Source organism: Achromobacter pulmonis (assembly GCF_902859765.1).
Taxonomy (GTDB): domain Bacteria; phylum Pseudomonadota; class Gammaproteobacteria; order Burkholderiales; family Burkholderiaceae_B; genus Achromobacter; species Achromobacter pulmonis.
Genome location: NZ_CADIJV010000005.1, coordinates 53605 through 74684, shown reverse-complemented (window position 1 = coordinate 74684; position 21080 = coordinate 53605). Strand labels below are relative to the sequence as shown.

The 21080-nt window shown below is 66.4% G+C and carries 19 protein-coding genes; 15 read left to right on the top strand and 4 right to left on the bottom strand.

Annotated features, from left to right (window positions below; all coding sequences use genetic code 11):
- Nucleotides 1-9: 9 nt before the first annotated feature.
- The gene (locus tag HV701_RS06540) at nt 10-978 is read left to right on the top strand and encodes a Bug family tripartite tricarboxylate transporter substrate binding protein (RefSeq protein ID WP_175132264.1); all 969 of its coding nucleotides are present in this window, start codon (nt 10-12) and stop codon (nt 976-978) included.
- An 81-nt stretch (nt 979-1059) separates the two neighbouring features.
- Here HV701_RS06540 and HV701_RS06535 read toward each other — a convergent pair whose 3' ends face one another.
- The 3 genes from HV701_RS06535 to HV701_RS06525 all read right to left on the bottom strand — a co-directional run bounded on the left by HV701_RS06535 (nt 1060) and on the right by HV701_RS06525 (nt 5062).
- Nucleotides 1060-2055, bottom strand: a complete 996-nt coding sequence (locus HV701_RS06535) for a Bug family tripartite tricarboxylate transporter substrate binding protein (protein ID WP_175132263.1) — start codon at nt 2053-2055, stop codon at nt 1060-1062.
- A 95-nt stretch (nt 2056-2150) separates the two neighbouring features.
- Nucleotides 2151-4259 (bottom strand): acetate--CoA ligase family protein, encoded by a 2109-nt coding sequence (locus HV701_RS06530; RefSeq protein WP_175132262.1) that lies wholly within the window; start codon nt 4257-4259, stop codon nt 2151-2153.
- Nucleotides 4256-5062, bottom strand: coding sequence for an enoyl-CoA hydratase/isomerase family protein (locus HV701_RS06525; RefSeq protein WP_175132261.1), 807 nt, complete (start codon nt 5060-5062; stop codon nt 4256-4258). Before HV701_RS06525 ends, HV701_RS06530 begins: the two co-directional genes overlap by 4 nt.
- A gap of 124 nt (nt 5063-5186) precedes the next feature.
- On the opposite strand from HV701_RS06525, the gene HV701_RS06520 reads away from it, so the two are divergent.
- From HV701_RS06520 to HV701_RS06470, 11 genes are all read left to right on the top strand, one after another.
- Complete coding sequence (locus HV701_RS06520) at nt 5187-6005, top strand: IclR family transcriptional regulator (protein WP_175132260.1); 819 nt, start codon at nt 5187-5189, stop codon at nt 6003-6005.
- A gap of 162 nt (nt 6006-6167) precedes the next feature.
- Nucleotides 6168-6926 carry a COG4705 family protein gene (locus HV701_RS06515; RefSeq protein ID WP_175132259.1) on the top strand — a complete coding sequence of 253 codons (759 nt, stop codon included), beginning with the start codon at nt 6168-6170 and terminating at the stop codon, nt 6924-6926.
- Nucleotides 6927-6969: 43 nt separating this feature from the next.
- Complete coding sequence (locus tag HV701_RS06510) at nt 6970-7524, top strand: cytochrome b (protein ID WP_175132258.1); 555 nt, start codon at nt 6970-6972, stop codon at nt 7522-7524.
- A 28-nt stretch (nt 7525-7552) separates the two neighbouring features.
- Nucleotides 7553-8218, top strand: a complete 666-nt coding sequence (locus HV701_RS06505; protein WP_175132257.1) for a response regulator — start codon at nt 7553-7555, stop codon at nt 8216-8218.
- Entirely contained in the window at nt 8194-9552 is a 1359-nt protein-coding gene (locus HV701_RS06500) for an ATP-binding protein (protein WP_175132256.1), read from the top strand. Before HV701_RS06505 ends, HV701_RS06500 begins: the two co-directional genes overlap by 25 nt.
- Nucleotides 9553-9841: 289 nt before the next feature.
- Nucleotides 9842-10774 (top strand): LysR family transcriptional regulator, encoded by a 933-nt coding sequence (locus HV701_RS06495; RefSeq protein WP_175132255.1) that lies wholly within the window; start codon nt 9842-9844, stop codon nt 10772-10774.
- Nucleotides 10775-11018: 244 nt separating this feature from the next.
- A complete protein-coding gene (locus HV701_RS06490; protein WP_175132405.1) occupies nt 11019-13031 on the top strand; it encodes an FUSC family protein in 2013 nt (670 codons plus the stop codon).
- Nucleotides 13021-13215, top strand: coding sequence for a DUF1656 domain-containing protein (locus HV701_RS06485; RefSeq protein WP_175132254.1), 195 nt, complete (start codon nt 13021-13023; stop codon nt 13213-13215). The genes HV701_RS06490 and HV701_RS06485 overlap by 11 nt, the downstream gene beginning before the upstream one ends.
- Nucleotides 13208-14137: an efflux RND transporter periplasmic adaptor subunit gene (locus HV701_RS06480; RefSeq protein ID WP_175132253.1), complete on the top strand. Its 930-nt coding sequence runs from the start codon at nt 13208-13210 to the stop codon at nt 14135-14137. Before HV701_RS06485 ends, HV701_RS06480 begins: the two co-directional genes overlap by 8 nt.
- A gap of 10 nt (nt 14138-14147) precedes the next feature.
- The gene (locus HV701_RS06475; protein ID WP_175132252.1) at nt 14148-15626 is read left to right on the top strand and encodes an efflux transporter outer membrane subunit; all 1479 of its coding nucleotides are present in this window, start codon (nt 14148-14150) and stop codon (nt 15624-15626) included.
- 52 nt (nt 15627-15678) lie between these two features.
- Nucleotides 15679-16533 carry an IclR family transcriptional regulator gene (locus HV701_RS06470; protein WP_175132251.1) on the top strand — a complete coding sequence of 285 codons (855 nt, stop codon included), beginning with the start codon at nt 15679-15681 and terminating at the stop codon, nt 16531-16533.
- Nucleotides 16534-16558: 25 nt separating this feature from the next.
- Here the strand turns inward: HV701_RS06470 and HV701_RS06465 are convergent, their stop codons facing one another.
- A complete protein-coding gene (locus tag HV701_RS06465; RefSeq protein ID WP_175132250.1) occupies nt 16559-17782 on the bottom strand; it encodes an aminotransferase-like domain-containing protein in 1224 nt (407 codons plus the stop codon).
- A gap of 285 nt (nt 17783-18067) precedes the next feature.
- Here HV701_RS06465 and HV701_RS06460 point away from each other — a divergent pair, with 285 nt between their 5' ends.
- The 3 genes from HV701_RS06460 to HV701_RS06450 are packed head-to-tail and all read left to right on the top strand — an operon-like array spanning nt 18068 to nt 20909.
- On the top strand, nt 18068-19489 hold the full coding sequence (locus HV701_RS06460) for an FAD-binding oxidoreductase (protein ID WP_175132249.1): 1422 nt from the start codon (nt 18068-18070) through the stop codon (nt 19487-19489).
- 47 nt (nt 19490-19536) lie between these two features.
- A complete protein-coding gene (locus HV701_RS06455; RefSeq protein ID WP_175132248.1) occupies nt 19537-19875 on the top strand; it encodes a hypothetical protein in 339 nt (112 codons plus the stop codon).
- Nucleotides 19833-20909: a Bug family tripartite tricarboxylate transporter substrate binding protein gene (locus tag HV701_RS06450; RefSeq protein WP_236755727.1), complete on the top strand. Its 1077-nt coding sequence runs from the start codon at nt 19833-19835 to the stop codon at nt 20907-20909. The genes HV701_RS06455 and HV701_RS06450 overlap by 43 nt, the downstream gene beginning before the upstream one ends.
- Nucleotides 20910-21080 lie beyond the last annotated feature (171 nt).

Below are 21080 nucleotides of genomic sequence, written 5' to 3'. Positions count from 1 at the left end.
ATACCCATCATGAAACCCACCATCGCCAGCACCCTCCTGGCGGGCGCCCTGCTCGCCGCATTTTCCCTGACCAGCGTCAGCCATGCGACCCCGCCCACGCGGCTGGTCGTCGCCTTCCCGCCCGGCGGGCCGGCCGACTCGCAGGCTCGCATCCTGGCCAAGGAACTGGAGACAGAACTCAAGACGACCGTCATCGTCGAGAACAAACCGGGCGCCAACGGCGCCATCGCGGTCAACTACGTCATGCGCGGCGCCACCGACGGCAGCATGCTGTTCCTCAGCTCGGCCGGCGCCATCGCCATCAATCCATCGCTCTATCCCAACCTGTCGTACAAGCCGGCCGAAGACCTGACGCCTGTCGCCCTGGTCGTCCACACACCTGAAGTCCTGGTCGTTTCGCCGAAAAACGCCGCCAGGAGCGCGGCGGACTATGTCGCCGCCGCAAGCAAGCGCAGCGAAGCGGCCACCCTGGCCTCCTCCGGCGTCGGCAGCATGCCGCACATGACCATCGAATTATTCAAGAGCCAGACCAAAGTCGACTTCCTGCACGTGGCCTACAAGGGCGCCGCGCCGGCCATCGCCGATACGATCGGCGGCCACGTGGAAGCCTTCTTCGGCGACGTCTCGGGCCTGATGCCCTTCATCAAGGACGGCCAGCTCGTGGCGCTCGGGGTCGCCGCGCCAGCGCGGCTGAAATCGCTGCCCGATGTGCCCACCCTGGCCGAACAGGGCATTCCAAACGTCGAAGCCAGCAATTGGTACGGCATGTTCGCCCCGAAGGGGACGCCGGCGGAAGTGGTCGGCAGGTTGAACCAGGCCGTGCGCAACAGCCTGCAGTCGGCGGCGCTGGTCGCCAGCCTCGCCAGCCTGGGGATCGAGCCCAGCCCCTCATCGCCCGAAGCCTTCCGCGAACTGGTGCGCCGGGACACCGGGAAATGGGCGTCGGTCATCAAGACCGGAAACGTCAGGGCCGAGTGACCCCAGCCTGGCGGGCTGCCGTTGCGGCAGGCCCGCAGGCGCCGGGCGCCGCGCGGCCCCCGGGGCCGGCGGCGTGGGCGGCTAAGGCTTGTCGGTGATACCCGCCTGCTGGACAATCTTGGTCCAGCGCGCCTCTTCTTCCTTGACGTAATCGCCCAGCGCCTCGGGCGTGCCCACATCGGCCACCAGACCCTCCAGCTTCAGTGCCGTTTGGAATTCCGCATTGGCCGACACCTTCTTGATGGCGCTGTTCAACTTGTCGATGACATCCTTGGGGGTGCCCTGCGGCACGAACACGCCATACCAACTGTCGACGAAATAGCCTGGCACGCCGGACTCGGCCACGGTGGGCACGCCGGGGTAGGACGGCGAGCGCTCCTTCGTCGTCACCGCCAGCGCGCGCAGCTGGCCGTTCTTGATCTGGCCGCTGACGCTGGCCGAGGTCGAGAAGATCATGTCGATCTGCCCGCCCATCAAGTCGTTGATCCCGGGGCCGGCGCCCTTGTAGGGCACATGCAGGATATCCACATGTCCCAGGCTCTTGAACATTTCGCCGGCCAGATGCGCGGACGTGCCATTGCCGTAAGACCCGAAGGTCAGCCTGCCCGGATGGGCGCGGGCGTACGCAAGAATGTCCTGCACACTGTTGAACTTCGATTTCGTCGACACCACCAGCACGTTGGGCGACTTGCCGATCAGCGCGACCGGCGCGAAGGCCTTGTCCGTGTCATAGGGCAACTTCCTGTGGATGGCGGGGTTCACCGCGTGCGCGAAGGTGGCCATCAACAGCGAATAACCATCCGCGGGGCTCTTGGCGACGTTTTCGGTGCCAATGATGGTGCTTCCGCCCGGCCGGTTCTCGACGATGACGGATTGGCCCAGCACATCGGTCAGGCCCTTGGCCAACTGGCGGGCCACGATGTCCGTGCCGCCGCCCGGCGTGAACGGCACCACGATACGCAGCGGCCGCTCCGGAAAGGCGGCCTGCGCCAGCGACGACGCCATCACCGTGCCCACCGCGACCAACGCGGTGGCAATGCTCTTGGCGCAGCGCGCCTTGATCCAGCTGTTCTTCATGGATTGTCTCCTGATGTTGTTCAGCGCCAGTCTGGTCGCGACGCTAAGAAAAAGTGTAGGGAGGCCGGCTCGGCCTGCCATCCCGTCAATTCCACCTATCGGAATCCGCCTGCGCCGGGCCCGAGGATCGCGATGCCGTCGGCCGCGCACACGCCCTGGCCCAGCGGCTTGACGAACAGGGGATTGATCTCCGCCTCCACGAGCTGATCGCCCAGGGACTGCGCCATGCGCGCGAAGGCCAGCACCGCATCGACCAGCGCCGGCACATCAGCGCGCTCGCGGCCACGATAGCCGTCGAGCAATGGCCAGGTCTTGAGCCGCCGCAACGCCGCCTCGACCTGCCCCGCCGTCAACGCCGTACCGTCTTCGGGCAGCAGCACCAGCGTGGTGTCACGGATCAGCTCCGCGACCACCCCGCCCATTCCCAGCAGGATCGCGGTGCCAAGCGGATCGCGATGGACGCCCAGGATCACCTCGGCCGCCCCGGACACCATCTCCTGCACCAGAAAAGCCTCCGGGGTCTGGCCGGTATGCCGCCGTACGTCGGCCGCCATCTGCGTCAATCGCGGCCCGGCGTCTTCGGGCGCCACGTTGACCGCCACCCCGCCAACCTCGCTCTTGTGCAGAATCTCGCCGGACAGCACCTTCAACACCACGCGCGGCCCCAGTTGCACGGCGGCCCGCTGCGCCTCGGCCGGCGACCGCACGACGATCTCCCGCACGCCGGGAACGCCGAACCGGGCGAACAGGGCCTTGGCCCGGGCTTCATCCAATGAACCGCGTTCCGGACATGAAACCGGTTCGGGCGCCGGCGGCGGCGCCGATGCCACCGCCGAGCCGCGCGCGCGGACCCGCCACATGGCCCCCAACGCCGCGCTGACGCTCTCGGGCGAATGGAAGGCGGCAATGCCATAGCGGCTCAGCACCTCGGCCGCCCGCGGCGCATGCGGACTGATATAGGCCAGAACGGGCTTTGCGTTCAAGGCGAGCGAATCGCGCAACGCATCGGCCATCAGTTCCGGCTGGGCGACGGCGGAAGATCCCACGATGACCACCAGCGCGTCATAAGCGTCGCTCTCCAGGACGATACGGATCGCGCCGCGCAACAGATCGGGCTGCAGCCCGGCCAGGGTTACGTCGATGGGATTGCGGTCCAGCGCCGCATGGTCGCCCGTCTGCAGCGCCCGCAGGGCCGCCCCCGTCTGCGCGTCGGGCGCGGGCAGGTCAAAGCCGGCCAGCCCCAGGCAATCGGCCACCAGCGTGCCCGCGCCGCCTGTCGAGGTCAGGATTGCAATGCGGCGCCCGTTCAGCGGCCGCTCGCAGGCCAGCGCCATGGGCAGATCGAGCAGGTCGGAAAACGTCTGTGCGCGGATGATGCCGGCATCCTCGAACAGCGCGTCATACATGCCATCGGCGCCTGCCAGCGCCCCAGTGTGCGATGCCGCGGCCTGGGCGCCCGACTCGGAGCGGCCGATCTTAAAGGCCACGATCGGCTTGCCCGCCTGGGCCGCCTTGCGCGCCGCGACGCGGAACGCGGCCGGATTTCGGATGCTCTCGACATAGAGCGCAATCACCCGGGTCGCCGGGTCGTCGGCCAGCGCATCGACAAAATCCGCCAGCTCCAGATCGACTTCATTGCTGGTGGAAATCAGTTTGGAGAATCCGATTCCCCGCGCGGTGGCGCGCGACAGCAGCGCGCCGAGGATCCCGCCGCTTTGCGACACCAGGCCGATGCCGCCGCTGACCAATTGATCCACCGCCAGCGCGCCGCTGGCCGACAGCGTGATCCGGTCCGTCAGATTGACCAGCCCGATCGTGTTCGGCCCCAGGATGCGCATGGCCCCGGCCGCTTCGCGCAATTCGCGTTGCCGGCGCGCGCCCTCTTCGCCGGTCTCCGAGTAGCCGCTGGCCAGGACGATGGCGGCGCCCGTGCCGATCGCCGCCAGTTCACGAATCGCCTGCTGGGTGCGTTCCGCGCCCAGCAGCACGATCGCCACGTCGGGCGCCTCCGGCAACGACCGCACATCGGGATAGCAGCGCAAGCCATCGATGTCGGCAGCCTTCGGATTGACGGGGTAGATCCGCCCTTCGAAGCCGTGTTTGCGCAAATAGGCCACCGGCCGCCCGGCCGTCTTCGCGGGATCGGCCGACGCGCCCACCACCGCCACGCTGCGGGGTCGCAGCAATTGCCACACGCCGCTCATCGCGCTTGCTCCTTGGCCTGCCCGATCTTGTCCAGGAACGCCGCCACCGATTCGCGATGCTCGCTGCTGGTGTAGCAGATGCCCTGGGCCTGGCTGCCCATGGCGAAAACCTGGTCGGCCGTCAGTTCGGAACTCTGGTCGAGAATGGATTTGCTCAATGCCAACGCGGTGGCCGAGCCCTGCGCCAGTTCCGCGGCCCAGCCTTGGGCCGCGGCCAGTTCGTCACCGGCCGACGCCAGGCGGTCGGCGATGCCCAGCTTGAGCGCCTCATCGGCCGACACCTTGCGTCCCGAATAGATCAGCTCCTTGGCCCGCGCCAGGCCGACGCGGCGCGGCAGGAAATACATGCCGCCCCCGTCCGGGATCAGGCCGCGCGCGATGTAGCTCCAGGTAAAGCTGGCGGCCGTGGATGCCACCACGAAATCGCAGCTCAGCGCCGTGTCGGCGCCCAGGCCCGCGGCCGCGCCGTTGACCGCGGCGATGGTCGGCTTGGGCATGTGGTACAGCAGGCTGACCGCGTGATGGACCCGCTGCTGGCGCGACCACCCGTTGAACGCCACTTCGCCGGCCGGCGCGTCCATGCGGCGCTGCATGCCGGCGATGTCGCCGCCGGCGCAGAATCCCTTGCCGGCCCCCGTCAACACCAGCGCCCTGATGGCGCGGTCCTGCGCCACCGTCTCCAATGCATGGATCAGTTCGGTGCGCATCGCATCGCTGATCGCGTTGCGCTTGTCGGGCCGGTTCAGCGTCAGCGTCGCCACGCCCTCATGGGATTGCAGTGTGATGAATTCATAGTCGGCCATGCTCTCGCTCCCTCCGTGTTCGGTTGCTCCTGCCCTGGCGGCAGCAGGTTTTTTCTGGATATGGCGACACAGTAGGCGCTACAGTATGCGCAGACACGCCCCTATTTCCACAGAATGGAATTGCATGAACGCGAAACAGGTATCCGGCGCCGCGGCCGGCGAGCACCGGCGTTTCGATGGGACCAGCCAGAACCGCTCGCTGGAGCGGGGGCTGGAAATCCTGCGCGCCTTCAAACCCGGCACCGACCTGCTGGGCAACGGCGAACTGGCCGAACGCACCGGCCTGTCCGCGGCGACAGTCAGCCGGCTGACCCAGACGCTGGTGACCAGCGGCTTCCTGGAACATGACCGGCGGGCCCGCGCCTACCGGCTGGCCGCGCCCGTGCTCAGCCTGGGACACGCGATGCGCGCGGCATCGCCGGTCCTGCGGGCGGCCACCCCGCTGATGCGCGACGTCTCGCTCAAGCACCACGTCAATGTGGGTCTGGCCAGCGCCGATCGCGCCGAGATGGTCTACCTGGAATCGATTCGTTACAACCGCAGGGCCTCGCTGCGCACCATCGTGGCCGGCCAGCGCGTGCCGATCGAGTTGACCTCCCTGGGACGGGCCTACCTCGCCACGCTGGACGACGCGGCCCGTGGCGAGCTACTGGCGCGGATCATGCGCAGCTACCGCAGCGCATCATGGCGGCCCGTCGGCCAGGAAATCGACAAGGCGATCGCCAAGGTGTCGGCGGCCGGTTATTGCGTGGCTTCCTGGCAGCCGGGCGTCGTGGCCATCGCCACGCCCTTGAACGGAACCGGCGGGCAGGCGATGGTGTTGAACCTGAGCCTGGCAACCGATGAGCCCGGCGCGTCGATCGAGCGCCGCCACGCCGCCACGCTCATGGCATTGAAGGAAGGAATCCTGCATGACCTGCAGGTCCGGGAGATCGATGCGTAGCGCGCGCTCCTGGCCGTTTCCACAACGGGCCGGGTACGCGCGTGATCCCTATGGCTACGCTAAGTCTGTCCCCTCAGACTCGGCGTAACCGCGCTTGAGCCATCGCCGCAACGGCGATGGCGCGCAAAACGGACGCGGCCAGCCTTAACATGAGGGACTCCCATGAACGCATCGACAGAAAACGCCCTATCCAAGGTACCCGAAGTCACATTGGGGTTCTGGCTCATAAAAATTGCCGCCACCACCCTGGGCGAAACCGGCGGAGACGCGGTCTCCATGTCCCTGAACCTGGGTTACCTGGTCGGGACGGGCATTTTTGCCGTGCTCTTCCTGTTGGCGGTGGCCGCGCAAGTCAAGGCCCGGCGCTTTCATCCCATGCTCTACTGGATTACGATCATCGCCACGACCACCGTCGGCACGACGCTGGCCGACTTCGCCGACCGTTCGTTGGGGATAGGGTATGCGGGCGGGACGAGCCTGTTGCTCGTATTGTTGCTGGCATCGCTCTTCGCTTGGCAGCGCGTGCTCGGATCGGTGTCTGTCAACACGGTCATCTCGCCCCAGGCGGAGGCGTTCTACTGGCTCACGATCATGCTCTCGCAAACCCTGGGCACCGCGCTGGGCGATTGGACTGCCGACACCGCCGGCCTGGGCTATACCGGCGCGGCCCTGGTCTTCGGCGGCTTGCTGGCGCTCGTGGCCATGGGTTATTACTTCACCAGAATCTCACGCACCCTGCTGTTCTGGGCGGCATTCATCCTCACTCGTCCCCTGGGCGCGGTGGTCGGCGACTTTCTCGACAAACCCTTGAGTTCCGGCGGGCTGGCGCTGGATCGCTATTCGGCCTCGGCCGCGCTGTTGGCTTTCATGCTGACCGCCATTCTTCTCTTCAAACAACGGGCAGCCCGCGCTGCGCACTGATGAGCCGCAACACACGCGACGCGGCAACTGCCTGGAGAAAAAGATGAACACGACTGAAACCATCCACTACGACGGGGTCAGCAAGATATTTCACTGGCTCACGGTCATCCTCATTCTTGCCGCCTTTATTCTCGGCCCGGGGGATTTCGGGCGCCTGGTCCGCGCCGGCGCGGATCCGGGCGCAAGGCTGGACATCGTTTGGCACGAAACGCTGGGAGTCAGCATCTTCGTGCTGACCTTTCTGCGCCTGCTCTGGGTCGCCCTGCGGTCGGGAGCGCCGGACCATAAGCTCGAACCCAAGCTGCACTTTGCCTCCAAATTGACGCACGTCGTCTTGTGGACCCTGCTTTTTGCATTGCCTTTGACCGCATTTCTGACCGTGGCCTCGGAAGGCCAGCCCCTGACATTGTTGGGGGGCTTGCGCATCACTGAACTGCCTGGGATTACCTCGTTGCCCATCCTCGGCTTGGCCGATTGGGGCGACGTTCACGCCTTCCTGGGCGATGCCATCATCTGGTTGGCGGGGGGCCATGCAGTGGCCGCCCTCTACCACCACTTCGTGCTCAAGGACAGGGTGCTGCGGTCAATGCTGCCTTGAGCGGCTCACCGAACCGTCTGGAGAATCTATGCGGATCCTGCTCGTCGAAGACGACCTCATGATTGGTGGAGCGATCCAAAGCGCGTTGAAGGACGCCGCTTATGCGGTCGATTGGGTGCAGGATGGGCTACGTGTGCTGACAACGCTGGACTGCCAGCATTACGATCTGCTGCTGCTGGACCTGGGCCTGCCGGGCAAGGATGGGCTGCAGATATTGAGCGATCTTCGCGCCAGGAACAATGACGTACCCCTGATCATCATCACCGCGCGTGACGGTCTTGACGACCGGCTGCGCGGTCTGGACGGCGGGGCCGACGACTATCTGCTTAAACCCTTTGAGATGGCGGAGCTTCAAGCCCGGATGCGCGCGGTGATACGCCGCAAAGCCGGATCTTCGGCACCGGTAATGAGCAACGGCCTGGTTTCCCTGGATCTGGCCACCAAAGAGGCTTGGGCCAAGGACGGCGCCGCCCAGCAACTCTCCAACCGCGAACTCTCATTGCTGCAAGCCCTGCTGGTCCGGCCAGGAGCCATTCTCTCGCGCAGCGAACTGGAAGATCGCATATATGGCTGGGGCGAAGAAGTCGAAAGCAACGCTGTTGAATACCTGATCCATGCACTTAGGCGCAAGCTCGGGAGCGAAATCATAAAGAATGTCAGGGGGGTTGGATGGATGGTCTCAAAAGGCGCCTGAACGAGTCAGTCCAGCTCAAGCTCTCGTTCACACTGTCGCTATCGATTCTCTTGGCGGCACTGGTGGCGGGCGTCTTCTCGTTCGCCTCGGCTTTGAACGAAGCACATGAACTACAGGATGATCTGTTGCGGCAGATCGCCCACCTCATGGATCGGCAGCATCTCGTTGCCTCCCCCGCCAACGCTGCGCTCGACGAGAGCAATGAAGATGCCCGCGTGACCGTTCAGCGGCTGGGAGATTCCCCACCGTCGACGCCCGTTGCGGCAGGCGCCGGAACACTCCCGATCCCGGCCAACCTGGCGGATGGACTGCACACCCTTGAACTGGACGGAGAGTCCTTCCGTGTGATGATCAAGACATTCGCCTCGGGCGAACGCTTTGCCGTGTCGCAGGAAGCAGATTTCCGCAACGAAATCGCCCGCGATGGCGCGCTGCGCACGGTGATGCCCTTCTTGATCCTGGTACCCGTGCTCCTGCTGATCGTCGGCGATCTGATCCGGAAAATGTTCCGCCCCATCGCAACGCTATCCAAAGAGGTGGATTTGCGGGAAGAACAGGCGTTGCACCCGGTGCAGGACCATCATTTGCCCGTCGAGGTACGCCCCTTCGCCGTGGCCATCAACCGCCTGCTCGCGCGTGTCGACCAGGCGATGACATCACAACGGCGCTTTCTCGCGGACGCCGCTCACGAGCTGCGCTCGCCCTTGACCGCGCTTTCGCTGCAGGCGGAGCGCCTGGCGCAAGCGGAGATGTCCGAGGTCGCGCGCGAACGGCTGGCCGTGCTGCGCCAGGGCATAGAACGCGGCCGAAGTCTGGTCGATCAATTGCTCGCCCTGGCCAAAGCGCAGTCGCGCACGATGCCTGCCCCGGTACCGGTCTCCGCCCAGCATGTATTCAGACGCGTGCTTGAAGACCTCATGCCGCTCGCCGAGGCCAAGCACATCGACATCGGCGTGGAAGGGGCCAAAGATGTCGAAATATGGACCAGCGAGCTGGACCTCACCCTCCTCATCAGAAATCTGGTCGATAACGCGATCCGCTACACCCCGGAGCGAGGACGCGTGGATCTCTCGATTCGCGCATCCGGCGGCTTTGCCGAACTGCGCATCGAGGATAACGGTCCCGGCATTTCCCTGGCCGAACGGGAGCGGGTATTCGACGCCTTTTATCGCACGCTCGGCAACACCCACCAGGGCTCGGGCCTGGGACTATCCATCGTCCAGACAATCGCGAACCGCATTGGCGCGAAGATTCAACTCGATTTCTCTGACAGAGAGAAGCAAAGCGGTCTTAGCGTCGCGATCTTCATCCCCATCGATGCCTCCCGCCGATGACCGCTTCTCATGCATGCCGCAGTGATCTCGCGCGACCGTCCGGTACCGGCAGCCGCCGCATGCCGACGCCGCTGGCCTTCTGGCGGTATTCGTCTTTGTCCAGCGTCTTGGCGCGTTCGGCGGTGCGATGGCGGAAGATTTCGGCGGACAGGAGAGAGCCTCATTTCTTGGGTCCTGGGTGACCGCGCTCCGACCCGCCTGAATGCCGGCGCAGATGGCAAACCGGTCCATGCGCCCAGCGTCATATGGAATATGATTGCACACACGTTAACGCTCACGGGGGACTTTCATGACGCGTCCCGATCTCAACCTGCTGCTGGCGCTGGATGCCTTGCTGGACGAAGGCAGCGTCATCGGCGCTGCGCGTCGCATGCACCTGAGCGCTCCCGCCATGAGCCGCACCCTGAGCCGAATCCGGGAGGCGCTGGGCGATCCGGTGTTCGTCCAGGTCGGCCGCAAGCTCGTGCCCACGCCCAAGGCGCTGGCGCTGCGCGAGACGGTGCGCACGGCGGTCGCGCAGGCCTCGCAGGTTTTTTCTTCCGGCACGCAGATCGACCTGAAATCGCTCGCCAGGCGATTCAATATCCGCGCCACCGATGAGTTCGTCAGCGCCCATCTCGGCCACCTCCTGGATGCCGTGGCCAGGGAGATGCCGCGCGCGACGTTGCGTTTCGCGCCAGAGGAAGACGACGTGGACGAAGAGGCGCTGCGCAACGGCCGCATCGACCTGTTCATCAGCGCGTCGCGCAAGCTGGGGCCGGAAATCCGCGTGCAGTCCCTGTACACCACGACCTTCGTGGGCGTCGCGCGCGCCAATCATCCGATTTTCGACGACGAGATCACGCCCGAGCGCCTCACCCGCTGGGAGCACATCAGCGTGTCGCGGCGCGGCAAGGCCGCCGGGCCGGTCGACGACGCGCTGGAAGCGCAAGGGCTGCGCCGGCATGTTGCCCTGGTGGTGCCCAGCCCGTATACGGCGCTATTCGCGCTGCAGAATTCGGATCTGCTCCTGCCCTTGCCGCGGCATCTGGCCAATAGCGCGCTGGCCGCTGGCCTGCGCATTCGGCTGTTCGACCTGCCGACGCCGCTGGAAACGGTGCTGCTGACGCAGGCCTGGCATCCGCGCCTGGATGCCGACCCGGCCCACCAATGGCTGCGGCACACCATTCACGCGCTCTGCCAGGAGCATCCCGCACAGGCGGCGATGCGAGCCAAGGTGTAAGCGCTGGCACGCCGGCAATCAGTGCGCGTAGCGCAATCGACCGATTGCAATAAATTCACTTTTCGGAACGATTGCGCCTGCCTACAGTGATGCATTCTGGTCACTGCAGAAGGGTTGCATCGTGCATTCGGCGAACCAGCCTGAAGCGGATTCAGGCGTCTCTCCAGCCATTTCCCGGCTTCGGGCGGGGCTGGCGCGCGGGCTGTGCTGCCTCGATCTGACGACACCGCGCGCGACCTATGTGATGCGTTCTATCCTGGCCGCTTGCCTGGCCTTGTCAGTGGCCTATCTGCTGGAATTGCACGCGCCCTATGCGGCGGCCTCCAGCGTGCTGCTCGTCATCAACCCCGTCCAGGGCGCCGTGATCGGCAAAGGGGTCTGGCGGGTTCTGGGCACCCTGGCCGGCATGCTGGCTGCGTTCGTCCTGATGAGCGCCTTCGGGCAGATGCCGTGGCTGTTCCTGCTCGGCTTCGGCCTGTGGCTGGGGCTTTGCGTGGTGGGCATGACCCTGCTGCGCCATTTCCGCGCCTATGGCGCGGCGCTGGCAGGCTACACCGTCGGCCTGGCGGCCTTTGGCGCCATGCAGCATCCGCAGCTCACCTTCGACCAGGTGATGGGGCGCGGCGCGTCCGTGCTGGTTGGCGTGATCTGCCTGGCGGTGGTGTCGGCCTTGTTCAGCCCCCGCAGCGTGCGCAGCCGCCTGGCCTCGCAGCTAGACCGGCTGGCTGCCGCCACGGCGGGCGTGCTGGCCACCCATCATCAGGCCATTCACGGCAGCGCCGACCCCGGCGGCGAGCCGCTGGATGCAGACCGGCGCAGTCTCATTGTCGAGGTCTATGGCCTGGATGATCTGCTGGCGCTGGGCAAAGCCGAGTCCGCCGATCTGGCCCATCGCGCCGGCACGGTGCGGCAAACGATGGTGTCGCTGTTTTCCGCCCTGGTGGGCGGCGCGCCGCCCCAGCGCGAACACCGTGCCAGCCTCGATACACTGAGAACACTGCGGCCGCAATGGGAGCAGGCCTGGCGGGAAGCCGGCCAGGCCCTGGCGCGCGAACCCGGCCCCGGCGGGCGGGCGTGCGCCGTCCGGCTTCTGACCGGCCTGCGTGCCCAGCTGGCGGCCGTGCTCGACGCGGCCTCGCTCGACGATGCCCGCGAACATGCCGCGCTGATGCTCGCGGGCGACCGCTTGACCAGGCAGCTCGACGATTACCTGCAGGCCCTGGCCGGCATCGGGCGCCTGCACCAGCCCAGGCCCGCCCCGGCGCGCGTGTCCGTGCCGTTCCACCGCGACCCGGCGGCGGCCATCCAGAACGGCGCGCGCGCCCTGCTGACCGTGTTGATGGGCGGCGCCTTCTGGATCGCCACCGGCTGGACAAACGGCAACATGATGCTGGCCGGATTGGCGGCGGCATGCGCGCTGCTGTCCACCGCCCCTGACCCGCGCCTGGGCGCCGTCGCCTTCATCAAGGGCACGGTGGCCGCCGTGGCCATGGCCTTTCTGTGCACGTTCATCGTGCTGCCGCACGTTGCGGGACTGCCGCTGTTGCTGGCGGTCCTGATCCTGTTCTGGCTGCCCGGCGTGTACGCCACCACGATGCCGCGCCATGCCTTGGCGGGCGTCGCCTATCTGGTGGCCTTCACCACACTGGCGGCGGCGGACAATCCGATGCGCTACGACTTCGCGCTATTTCTCAATAGCGCCGCGGCCTGGGTCCTGGCGACGTGTTTCACGCTGCTGGGTTTCAGGATCGTGCTGCCGCGCAACCTGGCGCGCGACGTCACGCGCCTGCGCCAGCGCATCCGGGACGAGGCGCTGGCCACCTTACGTGGCGCGCCCGCCGATGCGCGGGCCTGGCAGTGGCGCCAGCAGCACCGCATCACGCAGCTGGGGGCCTTGCTCAGGACGCAGCCGCAGGCGATGGATCGCGCCATCGCCCAGGCCCTGGCCAGCCAGCATCTGGGCCAGGAAGTCCTGGGCCTGCGGCGCTGGCTGCGCCAGGCGCCCAAGAACGCCGAGTGTCCGCGTGTGGTGGACACCGCGCTGCGCCGCATGCGCCTGCGGGCGGGCGATCCCGCGCGGGCCGCGCGCCATGCCCGCCGCGCGGCCAAATCCCTGGCGCGCTCGCCGGCGCAGTCGCACGCGACGACAAACGAAGTGCGGCGGCTGACGGTCGTGCTGCTGGATATCGCCGCGCTGCTGGAGCGCCACGCGGACGCCGTTTCATCTCCCTCTGGAAGCCATGCCCATGCTCAGTGAATTCCCGGTGGCCGGCATCTACCTGCCGCCCTTCTTCGTCTACGCCTGCGTCGCCCTGCCGATCTACCTGGGCATCCGCTTCGTGCTCGCGCGCACGGGCGTGCTGCGCTGGGTCTGGCATCCGGGCCTGTTCGAATTCGCCCTTTCCCTTTGCCTCGTTTCCTTGTTGGTTCTCTATGTTTGAACGCTCATTCCCCGCCAGCCAACTTCTGCGGGCGGGACTCACCCTGGCCGCGGTCATCGCCGCCGGCTTCCTGGTCAGCGCGCTGTGGCGCGCCTACGTCGTCGCGCCCTGGACACGCGATGGCCGCGTCAGCGCGCAGATCGTGCGCATCGCCCCGCAGGTGTCCGGCGCCGTCGCCGACGTCTCGGTATCGGACGATCAATACGTCAAACAGGGCGATGTGCTCTATCGGGTCGACAGCGCCAGCTTCACGCTGGCACTGGCCCAGGCCGAAGCGCAGTTGGCGGCGGCCGAACTTTCCTGGCGCCAGAAAACCGACGATGCGCGCCGCCGTCAGGGCATGGAACACCTGGTACCCGCCGAGGAAATCCAGCGCGCGAAACAGGCGGCCGCCATCGCCCAGGCCGAGCTGCGCAGTGCGCAGGTCGCCGTGGACAGGGCAAAGCTGGACCTGGCGCGAACCGTGCTGCGTGCGCCAGCGGATGGCTACGTCACGCACCTGCGCTTGAACAAAGGCGACTACGCCGTGGCCGGCCAGCCCAATATCGCCTTGATCGACGCCCACAGCTTCTGGATCACCGGCTATTTCGAGGAAACCAAACTGCGCGGCATCCAACCCGGCGCCGCCGCGCGGATTCGCCTGATGGGGTTCGACCAGGTGTTGCCGGGACGCGTGGCGAGCATCGGGCGCGGCATCACCGACGCCAACCAACAGGCCGATGCGCGCGGGCTGCCGAGCGTGGAACCCACTTTCAGCTGGGTCCGGCTGGCGCAGCGCATTCCCGTGCGCGTCGAGTTCGAACACCTCCCGCATGAGATCGTGCTGGCGGCCGGCATGACCGGCAGCATCGAAGTGGCGCCACCGGGAAGCGCCGGGATGCCCCAGGGCCGGCTGATCTCCCTGCTGCATCGCTGGATGTGAGGGGCAGGCCATGCATGCATCATTTCTCCGCGCGTGGCGGTGCCTTCGGCCCGCACTGTGGCTGGCTTCGCTGCTGGCGGGCCTGTCCGGTTGCGCCACCGTGGGCCCTGACTATCGCGCGCCCACGCTGGACGTGCCCGCGAACTGGACCGAGGCCGGGACGGCCATGCCTGCCGACGGCCACGACGGCCTGCGCGCCTGGTGGCGCGCCTTCCAGGATCCCCTGCTGGACAAGCTGGTCGGCCAGACCCTGGCCCACAACCAGGACCTGGACATCGCCTTGGCGCGCCTGCGTCAGGCGCGCGCCGAGCGCGTGCAGATCGCCGCGGCGGCCATGCCCGAGGTGTCCGCCGGCGCCGCCGGCCAGGCCGTGCGCGACAGCAAAGCGCTCGCCTCGCAGCCCGGCGGACAGGCGCGGACCTGGCATCTGGGCGTCGATGCCAGCTGGGAACCGGACCTTTTCGGCGGCACGCGCCGCGCGGTCGAGGCCGCCGACGCCGGCATCCAGGCTTTGGCCGAGGACCATCGCGCGCTGCAAGTGAGCCTGGTGGCCGAAATGGTGTCCGATTACGCCGGGTTGCGCGCCGCGCAAGTGCGCCTGACCATCGCGCGCGACAATATCCGCACCCTCGTAAACGCCGAGAAGCTGGCCGAACAGGCATACCGCGCCGGTCTGGGCGCGCTGGCCGACGTCACCCAGGCGCGCGCCGAGCGCGAAGCGGCCGAGGCGCAGCCGCCATTGCTGCAAGCGGATATCGCCCGTTTCAGCCATGCCATCGGCGTGCTGGCGGGCGGGTTTCCCGGCGACTGGCACGCCGCCCTGGCCACTGCCACGCCGGCCTTGCCGGTGCCGGCGGACCTGCCGCTGTCGCTGCCCTCGGAGGTCATCCGCCAGCGTCCCGATGTGCGCGCGGACGAACGCCGCCTGGCCGCCGCCACCGCGCAAATCGGTGTCGCGCAGGCCGGGCGGTTCCCAACCTTCCGCATCCCGCTGGGCATCGGCTCCACGGCCAGCGTCATCCATGACCTGTTCTCGGGCGCCAGCCTGGCATGGTCGGCCGCGATACAGGGCAGTCAGTCCCTCTACGATGCAGGACGCGCACAGGCAGGGGTTACGGCGGCGCAGGCCAACGCCGACGCCGTGCGGCGCGTCTACGAACGGGATGTGAGGTCCGCGCTGCGCGACGTGGAAGACGCCTTGACGGCCTGGAACAGCGAACGCCAGCGGCAATCCGCGTTGCGCCAGGCCGCATCCGACAGCGAACAGGCCCGGCAGCAGGCAACGCAACGCTATGCGCGCGGGCTGAGCGCCTACCTGCCGGTGCTCGTGGCGCAGCGCAGCGTGAACCAGGCGCGCGACGCGCTGGCCCTTAGCCAACTGGCGCAGCTGCGTGGCGCGGTTGCCTTGTACAAGGCGCTGGGCGCGGGTTGGACGGACCCGGCGTCGGCCTCCCCGGGCGATCAACGCTTGCCGGTCTCGCGGCCGTGACAGTCACTATAATCCCTCCCCTACCGTTGTTTAACCGGAGCGAAAGCCCGCGATGGACGCCCATCCCAAGCAAAAAGCCGCGCGGCGACTTTCGCCGATAATCGAAGAGGCCAGTTCGGGGGGCGAAGACCGCCAGTTCTCCATGAACCTCGCGCGCGGGCTCGAAGTCTTGCGCGCCTTCACTGCCGCGGATCCCGTGCTCACCAATCGCACGATTTCCGATCGCACGGGCTTGCCCAAGGCGACGGTCTCGCGCCTGACCTACACGCTCGCCGCCTTCGGCTATCTGTGCCAGGACGAGGCGGGGGCATACCGCCTGGGCACCGCCGTGCTCACCTTGGCGCACCCCGTACTGGGCGGACTCGCGCTACGGCAGATCGCCAGACCGGTCTTGCAGCAACTTGCCACGGAAACCGGTTGCACGGTCAACCTCGCGGCCCAGGAACGGGTCCAAGCCATCTATATCGACTCGGTTCGTTCCGACCTGGCCAATCCGTACCTGCCCGACGTGGGCAGCGTCAGCCCGTTGCTGCACAGCGCCATCGGCCGGGCGCTTGTCCTGGCGCATCCAGCCAAACAGCGCGAACCACTGCTCAACCGCATCAAGGTTTCCGATCCCGCCAGTTACGCCGCGGGCCTCGAGTACCTCGAAGCGGATGAACAGCTTTTTCGCGCCGCGGGGCATTGCCGCGCGCGCGGCCCATGGCTGGCGGATATCGACGCCATTGCAACGTATATCCCCCTGCCCAGCTCGGCCGAGCCCGCGGCCATCAACTGCACGATCTCGAACAAGGCCAACCTGAAGGTCGACCTTGCCGAACTGGCGCCACAACTGAACGCCGCCGCCAGGAAAATCGCGCTGCAGTACTCGGCGGCGCCTGACGCGCCATCGCGCCGCAGCGGATAATGCCGGCATCGGGCGATCGGCCGAATCAATCGGCGACCTGACCGGCCTGGTATCGGTCGAGCGCCTGCGCCAGCCGGCGCACGCCTGCTTCGATGCGATCCGGCGAGCACATCGAGAAGCACAGCCGCGCCGTGCTGCCGTCCGCGTCATCGGCATAGAACGCATCCCCCGGCACGAACACCACTCCTTGAGCGATGCACGCTTTCAGCAACGCCTGTGTATTCACCCGCGCCGGAAAGCGTCCCCAAATGAACATGCCTCCCCGTGGCGCGTCGAATTCGAATCGGTCGCCAAGCAGGGAGGACAAGCAGGACTGCAACGCCAGGGCGCGTTCCGCATAGACTTCGCAGGCGCGCGGCAGATGCGCCTCCAGCCGTCCCGCCTCGAGGTAGACCGCGGCCGCCGCCTGCGTCCAGGTGCTGGAGCATAGATCCACCGATTGCTTGGCGATGGCGCATCGCCGCACCAGCGCAGCCGCCCCGATCATCCAGCCGATTCGCATCCCGGGAGCCATGACTTTGGACAGGCTCGACAGATACACGACCAGACCGGAGGTCGACGCGTCTTGCTGCGCAAGGCGATGGAGGCTCGGCAAATCCAGGGGTTCGAAGCTGAGCGCGCTGTAGGGATCATCCTCGATGATCAGCAGATCGAATTCGCTCGCCAGCGCCAGCAGGCCACGGCGGTTCTGCGCGGAAAACGTCCGCCCGGTGGGGTTGCCGAACGTAGGCACGCAATAAAGCGCCTTGGGTCTGCCGCTCGCGCTGGACTCCTCCAGGATGCTTCTGAGGTGCGCCAGACAGATGCCGTCGGGTCCGCTATCCACGCCAACCAGCCGCGCGCCGGCGGACTTGAATGTCTGGATGGCCGTCGGATACGTCGGCCGCTCGACGATGATCCTGTCGCCCGGATTGACCAGTACCCGCGCCAACAGGTCCAGCGCCTGTTGCGAGCCCGCCGTCAGCAACAGCGAGGCCTCGTCGACTGGCGCGCCCCGCCTGCCCATGTAGCCAATGATGGCCTGCCTTAGACGCGGCAAGCCGTCGGTGGCCGAGTACTGCGCCCAGCCGTCGGCCGACGCGCACATCGCCTCGGCCATGGCCTCACGAAGCCCCGCCACGTCAAACACGTCGACGGCCGGGTTGCCTCCGGCAAATCCGATGATCGACGGATCCTTGAGATAGGGAAACAGCGCTCGAATCGGCGATTCGAGCGGCTTCACGAAATAATCAGCGAATTTTTGATCCATTGTCCCATCCACGCATCGTATGTTCTTGTTTCTATGCGACCGAAGCGGCTTCTCCCCAACGGCGGCAAGGGCCGCGCATCGGCCAATACCCAGACAGTAGATCAAGGCTCCCTGACCATGAGGAGCCGTTTCGCACTGCAAAACAGACGCCCCGGCGCCCGACCGACGCCGTGGCGCCACGGTGAACCGCACAGCGAAACAGCCCTTTCCAAGACAAGGATCCTCGGCCAGACTCGCCAGCAAAATGGCGCTATGGCGCCGAAAGAATATCGGGGGAGCCATCGAATGCATGACGAACTGTTGGGCGCGTTGCGCCGGATCGTCGGCCCGGCCAACGTGCTGGCCGGCGACGACAAGGCAAGTTACGAAACGGACTGGCGCGGCCAGGTCCACGGATCGGCGCTCGCCGTCGTGCGACCCGGATCGGTCGAGCAAACCCGCGCGGTCGTACAACAGTGCGCCGACCGGCATGTTGCCATCGTGCCTCAAGGCGGCAACACGGGGCTGGCGGCCGGCGCGACCCCTGACGCATCGAGCTCCCAGGTCATCCTGAGCCTGCGCAGGCTGACCGCGATCCGCAAGGTCGACCGCGCCAACATGACCGTCACGGTGGAAGCCGGCTGCACCTTGCAAGGCCTGCGTGAATCGCTGATGGCACAAGGCCTGCTCTTTCCGCTCAGCCTGGGTTCGGAAGGCACGTGCACGATCGGCGGCAACCTCGCCACCAATGCCGGCGGCGCGCAGGTCCTGCGCTTTGGCAACGCACGCGACCTCTGCCTGGGTCTGGAGTTCCTGACCGCCGACGGAGAACTCGTGTCGGAGCTGGGCGGCCTGCGCAAGAACAACACCGGCTTCGATCTCAAGGGCCTGATCATCGGCAGCGAAGGTAGCCTGGGCATCATCACGGCGGCAACGCTCAAGATCGAACACGCGCCGGCGTCATCGGTGTGCGCCTGGATGGGCTTGCGGAACGTGGACAGCGCGGTCGCGCTCCTGCGCCGCTGCCAGGCCTCGCTGGGAACCGAGCTCACCAGCTTCGAGATCATGAATCGCGCCAGCCTGGAATTGGCGGCGGACGCATTTCCCGGCATGCCAATACCCTTTCTCGACAACAAGGATGTCGAACAGTTTGCCCTGATGCAGCTAGACAGTCAGGCGCCGCACGAGACGCTGCAGGCACGCATCGAGCAGACGCTGGGCGCCGCGATGGACGACGCCGAACTGATCGATGCCTCGATCTCCGACAGCATGCAGCGCGCCAAGAGCTTCTGGCTGATCCGGGAGAACATCGTCCTGGCCCAGGCCAGCAAGCCGCACGTCGTCAATGTCGATATTTCCGTGCCGATTTCGGCGGTCAATCGATTCCTGGTTCTGTCGGCGCGGAAAATCGAAGAACGCCATGGCGCGCTGCCAATCGTCTGCTTCGGCCACTTGGGCGACGGGAATCTGCATTTCAGCGTTCATACGTCCCGCCTGCACGAAGCGGCAGTCACGCCAAACATCGAGGACGATCTGCGCAACGAGCTGTATCGCATCGTGCTCGATCTCGAAGGATCGTTTTCCGCCGAGCATGGCATCGGCGCTCGCAAGACGAGCCACCTGCGCAAGTACAAGGCGGGCGCCCGCCTGCGCATGATGCAGCGCATCAAGCAGGCGCTCGATCCCAGGAACCTGCTGAACCCCGGCAAAGTCGTTCAACCAGACTAACGCGAGCGACGGGCCGCTCTCAACCCACCCTTCAATTGGAGCAAAACATGATCATCCGATCCTGGCGCGCGATCGCCACATCCCAAGCCGTCATCGACGAGTACATTGCGCATCTGCAGGCAACCACGTTCCGGGAAATGGCCGCGCTGGACGGGAACCTGGGCGCATCCCTGTCCAAGAAGCCGGTCGGCGACAAATTCGAACTGCTGTATCTGAGCTACTGGCGCGACATGGACGCCGTAAAGCTGTTCGCCAAGGGCGCGCCCCTGGAAGATGCGATCGTCAAGGAAAGCACGCAAAAGCGCCTGGAATCCTATGACCCCAAAGTCGAATACTTTGAAGTGTGCGCAAGCAGCGCAACGCTGCCCGGACAACTGAACAACTAGAACGGCGCATCAGCCACAGCACGGCCGGGCGGACAATCGCCACGGCACCGGAGGAGACCATGAAAAAAATCATACTGGCCGCAGTCGCGGCGAGCGCATTGGCGACGACGGGCGTCGCCTCGGCGGCGGACGCCGCGTATCCCACCAAACCCATCACGCTGGTCGTCGCGTTCTCGCCGGGCGGGGTCGTGGATTCCATCGCCCGCATCATCGGCGAGCGCCTGTCAGCCAAATACGGACAGCCGGTGGTCGTGGAGAACCGCGCGGGCGCCGGCGGCGCCATTGGCACCGGACACGTCGCCAGCGCGCCCGCGGACGGCTATACCTTGCTGGCGGTCAGCACCTACTTCACGGTACTGCCCAGCATCAGCAAGACCATCCCGTGGTCTCCGACCAAGGACTTTGTCGCGGTCGCCAACGTCGGGATGATTCCCAACGTCATCGTGGTCAACCCCAGCAATCCGGCCTCGTCGCTGCGGGACCTGCTCAATCGCGCCAAGTCCGGCCCGCCCCTGACCTACTCGTCGCCTGGCGTCGGCACCTCCAATCACCTCACCGGCGAATTGCTGTCCCAGCGCACCCACACCGAGTTGGTCCACGTGCCGTACAAGGGCCAATCGGATGCGCTGTCAGACCTGATGGCCGGCCGCGTCGACATGATGGCGCTCACTTCCGCATTGGCCGGGCAATACGTCAAAGCGGGCAAACTGAAAGCGCTGGCCGCGGCGACCAACGTGCGCAGCTCGGCGCTGCCGTCCGTGCCGACCGTCGAGGAGGCGCTGAACATCAAGGACTTCGATGTCAGGTCCTGGTTCGGTTTCGCCGCGCCGGCCAAGACGCCAGCGCCCATCGTGCATCAGCTCGCCAAGGATATCGAGCAGATTCTCAACGAGAAAGGCGTCGCGGATAAGCTGGCGAATCTGGGCCTGCAGAAAGACTATATGGGGCCCGAGGCCTATCAGACCTACATCGCGGCGGAACAGGCCCGCTGGAAGAAAGTCGTCGATGACGCTGGCATCGGGGATAAAAACTAGGGCTGGGCCCCCTACCTGCGGCGAGGCAAAGCGCATCCTGCCAATGCCGTGGCGTGTCACGGCTTACTTGGGAGGTGCGCATGCCGGCGGTTGGCGTTCGAGGCCCACCGCCGGGGGGCTGGCGCCCGTTCGGCGCGGCCGTGACCAGTCACCCGCGCTACGAACCTCCGG

Coding starts and splice junctions, on each gene's coding strand:
- HV701_RS06540 (WP_175132264.1), top strand. CDS start 10: ATGAAACCCACCATCGCCAGCACCCTCCTGGCGGGCGCCCTGCTCGCC.
- HV701_RS06535 (WP_175132263.1), bottom strand. CDS start 2,055: ATGAAGAACAGCTGGATCAAGGCGCGCTGCGCCAAGAGCATTGCCACC.
- HV701_RS06530 (WP_175132262.1), bottom strand. CDS start 4,259: ATGAGCGGCGTGTGGCAATTGCTGCGACCCCGCAGCGTGGCGGTGGTG.
- HV701_RS06525 (WP_175132261.1), bottom strand. CDS start 5,062: ATGGCCGACTATGAATTCATCACACTGCAATCCCATGAGGGCGTGGCG.
- HV701_RS06520 (WP_175132260.1), top strand. CDS start 5,187: ATGAACGCGAAACAGGTATCCGGCGCCGCGGCCGGCGAGCACCGGCGT.
- HV701_RS06515 (WP_175132259.1), top strand. CDS start 6,168: ATGAACGCATCGACAGAAAACGCCCTATCCAAGGTACCCGAAGTCACA.
- HV701_RS06510 (WP_175132258.1), top strand. CDS start 6,970: ATGAACACGACTGAAACCATCCACTACGACGGGGTCAGCAAGATATTT.
- HV701_RS06505 (WP_175132257.1), top strand. CDS start 7,553: ATGCGGATCCTGCTCGTCGAAGACGACCTCATGATTGGTGGAGCGATC.
- HV701_RS06500 (WP_175132256.1), top strand. CDS start 8,194: ATGGATGGTCTCAAAAGGCGCCTGAACGAGTCAGTCCAGCTCAAGCTC.
- HV701_RS06495 (WP_175132255.1), top strand. CDS start 9,842: ATGACGCGTCCCGATCTCAACCTGCTGCTGGCGCTGGATGCCTTGCTG.
- HV701_RS06490 (WP_175132405.1), top strand. CDS start 11,019: ATGCGTTCTATCCTGGCCGCTTGCCTGGCCTTGTCAGTGGCCTATCTG.
- HV701_RS06485 (WP_175132254.1), top strand. CDS start 13,021: ATGCTCAGTGAATTCCCGGTGGCCGGCATCTACCTGCCGCCCTTCTTC.
- HV701_RS06480 (WP_175132253.1), top strand. CDS start 13,208: ATGTTTGAACGCTCATTCCCCGCCAGCCAACTTCTGCGGGCGGGACTC.
- HV701_RS06475 (WP_175132252.1), top strand. CDS start 14,148: ATGCATGCATCATTTCTCCGCGCGTGGCGGTGCCTTCGGCCCGCACTG.
- HV701_RS06470 (WP_175132251.1), top strand. CDS start 15,679: ATGGACGCCCATCCCAAGCAAAAAGCCGCGCGGCGACTTTCGCCGATA.
- HV701_RS06465 (WP_175132250.1), bottom strand. CDS start 17,782: ATGGATCAAAAATTCGCTGATTATTTCGTGAAGCCGCTCGAATCGCCG.
- HV701_RS06460 (WP_175132249.1), top strand. CDS start 18,068: ATGCATGACGAACTGTTGGGCGCGTTGCGCCGGATCGTCGGCCCGGCC.
- HV701_RS06455 (WP_175132248.1), top strand. CDS start 19,537: ATGATCATCCGATCCTGGCGCGCGATCGCCACATCCCAAGCCGTCATC.